Annotated in this window: 5 protein-coding genes; 3 read left to right on the top strand and 2 right to left on the bottom strand. The window is 38.2% G+C overall.

Annotation, left to right across the window (positions count from 1 at the left end; all coding sequences use genetic code 11):
* The 3 genes from UNSWCS_RS12090 to UNSWCS_RS10690 all read left to right on the top strand — a co-directional run.
* Positions 1-2770: hypothetical protein (locus UNSWCS_RS12090; protein ID WP_035144042.1), on the top strand; the 2770-nt coding region annotated here is incomplete at its 5' end.
* 149 nt (positions 2771-2919) lie between these two features.
* The gene (locus UNSWCS_RS10695) at positions 2920-3456 is read left to right on the top strand and encodes a hypothetical protein (protein ID WP_021088514.1); all 537 of its coding nucleotides are present in this window, start codon (positions 2920-2922) and stop codon (positions 3454-3456) included.
* Between the two features lie 87 nt (positions 3457-3543).
* Complete coding sequence (locus tag UNSWCS_RS10690) at positions 3544-4278, top strand: hydroxymethylpyrimidine/phosphomethylpyrimidine kinase (RefSeq protein ID WP_021088513.1); 735 nt, start codon at positions 3544-3546, stop codon at positions 4276-4278.
* 100 nt (positions 4279-4378) lie between these two features.
* Here UNSWCS_RS10690 and UNSWCS_RS10685 read toward each other — a convergent pair whose 3' ends face one another.
* Complete coding sequence (locus tag UNSWCS_RS10685) at positions 4379-5212, bottom strand: hypothetical protein (protein WP_021088512.1); 834 nt, start codon at positions 5210-5212, stop codon at positions 4379-4381.
* 2 nt (positions 5213-5214) lie between these two features.
* Positions 5215-6888: a dihydroxy-acid dehydratase gene (gene ilvD / locus UNSWCS_RS10680; protein WP_021088511.1), complete on the bottom strand. Its 1674-nt coding sequence runs from the start codon at positions 6886-6888 to the stop codon at positions 5215-5217.
* Positions 6889-7445 lie beyond the last annotated feature (557 nt).

Here is a 7445-nt window from a genome sequence, read left to right as displayed (position 1 = left end):
AAAAGGCAGTGAGATAAAAGAACTAAGAGATATCCCTAATGGTAAAAACACAACAGCTGGCGCGATGGTAAATTTAAAAGGCACTATGTATCTTGAGCCAGGGGACTATAAATTTGACGCAAAAGGCACTGACGATAGCGTGAGATTTAAGGTTGATGGTAAGACTATGGTTGATTATGACACTATCCACTCAGAAAATAGAGCCACAGTTACAACTTTACACGTTGATAAAGCAGGATACTACGACTTTGATATGAGCTATGCAAACTACATCTATTGGGGCAAGCTAAAACTAACAGTTTCAAAAGATGGCGGACCTGAGAGCATACTTGGCTCAGAGGCAAGTGGCATAAAACTAAATTCAACCGACTTTGACAGCTATGTAGATACAGTAACAAGAAATGTCTATAAAGTAACTCAAAAGATCACAGGAACTGTGGATAATGTAGAAGATGGACAGATCGTAACTGTGACATCAAGCACCGGCGAAAGCCATACAGCAGTTGTAAAAGACGGTAAATACGAAGTTGAGTTTAAAACTAGCGATCCAAAAGCAACATACACAGCTAAGGTTAGCGATCTTGTAGGCAACGAGGCGCAGGCAAAATCTGCTAAGCTAAATGTCGCTACAGACCTAATAGACGCGACTGATAATGACACAAGTGGCAGTATTAACAACAAACAAACAAATACAGGCATAGATGACGCAACTAAATATTATAAATATACAATTGACGACATCACTCAAACTGATAAATTTTCATCTAATGCGCCACTACCAGTTCTAAGTGATAAGACTCCGACATTTACAGGTGAGATAGATAAAAACGCAGCCAGCGCTGAGATCGTTGTGCTTGATAAAGACGGACATAAGGTCTTTACAAAAGTGCTTAATAAAAGCGAATTTTCAAATGGTAAATTTGAAGTTACATCTGATAGCTTAGAGGATGGCAACTATAAGATCAAAGCAACTGCTATCTTTAAAAATGGCGATAACGAGACAAAAAGCACGGTAGTGAGTGATTTTGTGGTTGATAAGACACCGGTTACTATAGAAAAGATCAAGGTTATAGAAAATGACAATGATGGGTTAAAACATACGATCAATTTTAACCTCAAAAACTATGAGGATGGCTATAAGATCGATAGTATAAAAATGTTAAAAGCTGATGGAACTACTGAGAACGTCCCTTTTGACGCAACTAAGCTAACTAATGGCGTGCTAAGTGTTGAATACGATCACAAGATAAAGCTAGGCGATAAGATCGAAGTTAAGATGACTGATAAAGCTGGCACAAAATATACTCATGTAAATGAAATTTTAGTTCCAGCTATGACGCAGTTTGAAAATAGTAACGACACAACCACAAATGCTACTGGTCGCTCAGCTGAAAAAATTTGGGGCACTATGGATATGAGCGAGGATGGCTTTAGAGCCGATGGTTCAAGGATCGTTTCAAACGATGCTGTCCCATATATAAGAGTCGTAGTGCCAAAAGATAGAGAAATACCTACAAGTAATTTTGTAGCAACTAATGTTGATAATGGCGAGATAAAAAATCTTGCAATTCAAGCTAGAAATGAAGGCCCTATTAGAAATGTAACACCAGAACATTATGATAGGATCACTGGCTTTAATAATAAAATATTTAGCGGCCTTGAAGGGATGCAAGATGGAGTTTATAAACTTTCTATCGATGGCAATTATAGAAATGGCGATAAATTTCTTTTTAACTCTATTCAATTTACGATCGATGCAACAGCTGCAACGATAGATAACTCAAATTTTAACTACGATGCAACGGCAAATAAAACCACATGGAGTGGAAAACTAAGTGAAAATGGAGTTGGTCCAAGCTACGGGCTAAGAGAGCACTTTGAAGAGGCAGCAAAGGGCATAGCTTTGAAAGATAGTATCACTATAAGAGATACTAATGGCGATATAATACAAGCAGATAGAGTGCATATAGATGATGATGGACACTTTAGGGCTATATTTAACGGCGAAGTAAAAGAAAGTGATGTCTATTTGCAAGTTTCTGATATCGCTAAAAATACAAGAGTAGTTGCAGACAATGATAATAATAATGTCATCACAACAAGTGAAGGCAACGACATCATCAATGTTGGAAACGGCGATAACATCATAAATGCAGGTAGTGGTGAAAATGTCATCACAACAGGAAATGGTAAAAACTGGATAATAACTGGCAATAGTGATGATGTGATAACTACTGGAAGTGGCGATGACTATATTGATCCGGGCTTAGGCAACTATAATGGCTCAAAAATAGGCGATAAGGTAAATGCTGGCGGTGGCGATGATAGAGTTGTGTTTAACTTTAATGGAGGTTTGTCGCTAGTTCAAAGACTTGATGGTGGAGAGGGCACTGATACGCTCATCATTCGTCCAGTTGCAAAGGATGGCACTATTGATTTTAATAAGATAAATGGTAAAGAATTTAATAGCACTATCCAAAATTTTGAGAAAATTCAACTTGGCGCAGATGCTGATGGCAACGATAATCAAGCCATTAAAATGCTAAATTTAAAACCAGACGATGCTTTAAGCATTGCTGACAACATAAATACTATCTTGAAGATAGATGGCAAAAATGATGACAGTGTCTCTCTAAAAGGATTTACTGAAGCTACGAATCAAAGTGGTGTCCAAGCTGGATATACAAGATATGAGGGCCAAACAAGCTCAGCTACTCCGACAACTATCTACATAGATGTCAATAACGACATAAACAAACAACTTGTATAAAATTTGGGCTTTTTAGCCCAAATTTCTTTTTTTTAAATTTCTATTTTACTCCCAAAAAACGCTCTTAAAACCATCTTTGTACCAAAGTACAATATACAAATTTAATAAAAAACACTAGAATAAATCAAAAATAAAAATAAGGAATAAAGATGGCAGCTGTAGCCGGCAAGGTAAAAAGCGTCACATCTGATGTTATAGCGATAGATAAAAACGACCGTGTAAGAGTTCTAAACGTAGATGATGAGGTTTATATAGGTGAGAGCATAAAAGGCGAGAGCCAAAGTGCGAGCGTGACTATCACAGCAGTGGATGGTAGTGACATATCTCTAAATGGATATGACACGATATGGCTTGATAGTAGCGTGGTGAGTGCTGATACTAGCGCTGAAAATAGCATCGATACTGACGCGCTTTTTAGAGCGCTTCTTGGAGAAAACTACGCTGAGATACTTGATCAGATGAATGAAAAAGTAGAAGATATGTTTGCAAAAACGCAGCCAAATGAGGCTGAAAATAGCTCAAATAGCCTTGAGAGCAGTGAAAATTTAGCACACAAACATAGCGCAAATGATGAGATTTTATCTGACTCAAACGAGCTAAAAGTAGATAACTCTTATGAGCATGCAAATTTTGATGCAACTACGATATATATCGAGATCGATAACGATCTAAACAAACTTTCATAAATTTGAGCCTCTTGGCTCAAATCCTTTTAAAAACTCAAATTTAACTAACATCTCTTATAATAAGCCAAAATTTACAAAAGGAAAACGATGAAGAAAATTCTAATCATCGCAGGCTCTTGCAATAGCGGCACGGCAGGGCTTCAAGCTGATATAAAGACATGCGCTAGGTTAAATTGTTACAGCGCAACGGCGGTCACTTCCCTAGTTGCTGAGACCACAGACGCGATAAAAAGCGTAGTTTGTTTAGAGTCTAGCTTTGTTAAAGATGAACTTTGCACGCTTGCGGAGGAATTTAGCTTTGATGCCATAAAGATCGGCATGCTCTTTAGCGAGGAGATAATGGACGTGGTGCATGAGTTTTTGCTCGCTCAAAAGTGCAAGATCGTGCTTGATCCAGTCTGCGTCTCAAAGAGCGGTCACAAGCTCATAAAAGATAGCGCAGTAGAGAAGCTAAAAGAGCTAATGAAGCTTGCCACCGTCGCCACGCCAAATTTAGACGAGGCAAACGTCCTTTTTGGAGGGAATTTTAAAGATCTGCCTTGCGATATCATCGTGAAAAAACATGTAAGCGAGGATAGCAGCATAGATACGCTTTATAGAAAAGATGGCTCACTGCAAAATTTCAAAACTCCGCTTGCTAGTCCACTTGTGATGAGTGGGACCGGTTGCACTTTCTCAACGGCGCTTGCTTGCTACCTTGCAAAGGGCAAGAGCTTGGAGGAGGCCATAGGGTTTTCAAAAGAGTATATTTGTGAGATTATAAAAGAGAGCATCGACACAAAGCTAGGCAAAAACCGCCTACTTTGGCACGGAGCAAAGTAAATTTAAGCCTAAAATTTAGGCTTAAATTTGATAGTTTTTAAACTACGCCTCTAATATCGCTCCGTTGCTTGCGTTTGTGACTAGCTTATAATGGTAGTTGTTATTTAAATTTTAACATCTTTAAAATTCCCTTATTAATTATTGCTAGTTCAGATAAATTAGCAGCCAGGTTGCTTAGAAAAATATATTTATCGTCTGAAGTATAAAAACTTTCACTACATTTTTTTATGTAAAGTAATAAATTTAACAGCTCTTTTAAATCTACATATGTAGTTGTTTTTTCTACAAAGTCGTATCTTTTAAATTTAGCAATCGCTTTTTGTAATTCTTCAATACTTTTATCTATTTCTTCTTTGTTATTATGATAAATATCATGAAAAGTAGATATTTTACGTTTGACTACTTTACAATATTCATCTTTTTTTGATAAATCAAAATTTTCATAAAGACATTTTAGATGAAATTCAATTTCTTGTTCATTATAATTATTGTTTTTTAAATCCGAAGAGCTAGTGCTTTGGATTATTTCTAATTTACTATGCATAATATATTCGATTGGCTGCCACAAGATATCTTCTTCGTTGTTATTTACAAAAATTTCTGGAATTATATTAAGGTGGTTACTAAGTGCCATTTTATTTGTGTGATTGTTATTGCAAAAAATATCTGTGTATTTGCATATTTGATCTGTCACGCTACAAGCAGTAGATGAGATGTCTCTAAATACATTATCAAATTTAAAATAAGTTTGTATTATTAAATCCTGATACGGCTTGAGTTTTTGCTCATCTTCTGACTGTTTTTTTAAATTTATATTTTCCATATGCAGTTTTTTATTAACACGGATAGTATATAAAGCTGACATTAGAGATGCAATTACGGAAACACAAGATATAATATCAGATCTGGTAAAATTATCTAAATTGAAATCCATATTTACGCCTCTAATATCGCTCCGTTGCTTGCGTTTGTGACTAGTTTTTGATACTGCCTTAGCCAGCGAGAGGTTAGCGCTTTATCGACTGGTTTAAATTCCGCTCTTCTCTTTGCGATCTCAGCTTCGCTTAGGCGAACGTTTATCTCGTATTTATCGACGTCTATATCGATGATGTCGCCATCTCGTAGCAAGCCTATCATGCCGCCTTCAGCCGCTTCTGGACTTACGTGGCCGATGCTTAGACCCCTTGTCGCCCCGCTAAAGCGACCATCTGTGATGAGCGCCACGTCCGCGCCAAGTCCTCGTCCCATGATGAGCGAAGTAGGGCTTAGCATCTCTTGCATGCCAGGGCCTCCGCGTGGGCCTTCGTAGCGGATGACGACGACGTCACCTTTATCGACTTTGCCACTTGAGATGCCAGCTATGGCTTCATCTTGTGAGTTAAAGCAGACTGCTTTGCCGCTAAATTTACGCTCGCCAACGATGCCAGCTGTCTTGATGACACAGCCTTGCTCGGCTAAATTTCCAAACAAAATGGCAAGTCCGCCAACTTGAGAATAGGCATTTTCTACCTTGTGGATGACGCTTTCATCTTTTATGTCGCTGGCACGTACGCGCTCGCCCAAAGTTTCGCCGCTAACTGTTAGGTTGTCTAAATTTAGCATGCCGTGGTCTCTGCGTGAAATTTCTTTTATCACCGCATTCATACCGCCAGCTCTGCCAACGTCCTCCATATGCACGTTTGGCAAGCTTGGGCTGATTTTAGCGATGTGAGCGATGTTTTGGCTGATCTTGTTTAGCTCTTTGATGTCTAAATTTACGCCAGCCTCTCTTGAGATAGCTAGCATGTGAAGGACGGTGTTGCTGCTGCCGCCCATCGCCATATCAACGACAAGCGCGTTGCGGATCGCCTTTTCATTTAGTATGTTTCTTATCTTAAATTTCTCATCAAGGGCGATCTGGCAGATCCTGCGAGCAGCCTGCCTGATGAGCTCCTCACGCTCTGGAGTTAGCGCTAGGATGGTGCCGTTGCCAGGGAGCGCTATGCCCATCGCTTCGCAAAGTGTGTTCATGGAATTTGCCGTAAACATACCACTACAGCTGCCGCCACTTGGACATGCGTTGCACTCGATATCTCTTAGCTCAGCCTCGTCTATCTCTTTGGTCTCAAATTTACCAACCGCCTCAAACGCAGTCGCAAGATCGATCGGTCTGCCATCTTTTGTGTGACCTTTTCTCATAGGGCCACCGCTTACGAAAATGGTCGGGACATTGACCCTTAAAGCGCCCATAACCATGCCAGGGACGATCTTGTCGCAGTTTGGCATACAAACAAGCGCGTCAAGTGCGTGCGCATTTATCACGGTTTCGATAGAGTTTGCGATGATCTCGCGACTAGGCAAGCTATATAGCATGCCCTTATGCCCCATCGCGATGCCATCATCAACGCCGATGCAGTTAAACTCAAACGGCACACAGCCATTTTTGCGAATTTCATCTTTTAAAATTTGAGCGTATTTGTTTAAGAAAAAGTGCCCAGGGATGATCTCTATAAAGCTGTTTGCAACGCCGATAAATGGCTTAGCAAAGTCCTCGTCTTTTAGCCCAGTCGCACGTAAAAGTGAGCGGTGTGGGGCTCTTGTGTAGCCTTTTTTGATTATATCGCTTCTCAAATTTGATCCTTTTTTAAAATTTGAGAGGATTTTATCACATATAAAGTATCAAAAATTTTAAAGCTTGGCCGCACATGGCAGCCAAGTAAATTTAGTATTAATTATTTTTTATTTCTATTACCATAATAATAAGAATTTTTATGAATTTTTAAATTTTTAATAATACTAATAGCCAAAAAATAGTGTAAAAATGAAAATTTTTAAATTTTTTAATAAATTTTGTAAATATAAAAAATATTATTTAGTATTCTTTTGTTACTAAAAGAAAACGCTAAATTTAAATCGCTCTTAAAAGATAAGACAGATAAAATGAAATTTGCCTTATTTTGATCAAAATGATATATAAATTGATAACATAAAATTGTCATACATGTGTCATAAATGCCGAATTTAAGGGCCTTATTGTACTTGGGTACAATATACATGAATTATAAAATTCATTAAAATGCGAGAAAAAATTTAACAAGGATAACCATGTCAAACAAAATCGGCATTATAAAAAGCATCTCACAAGGATCAAATGTAATCGCAACTGCAAAGGACGGCACACAAAGAGT

This window comes from Campylobacter concisus UNSWCS (genome assembly GCF_000466685.1).
Taxonomy (GTDB): domain Bacteria; phylum Campylobacterota; class Campylobacteria; order Campylobacterales; family Campylobacteraceae; genus Campylobacter_A; species Campylobacter_A concisus_A.
The sequence above is the reverse complement of the archived record's forward strand: the minus strand, read 5'-3'. Positions and strand labels throughout refer to the sequence as shown.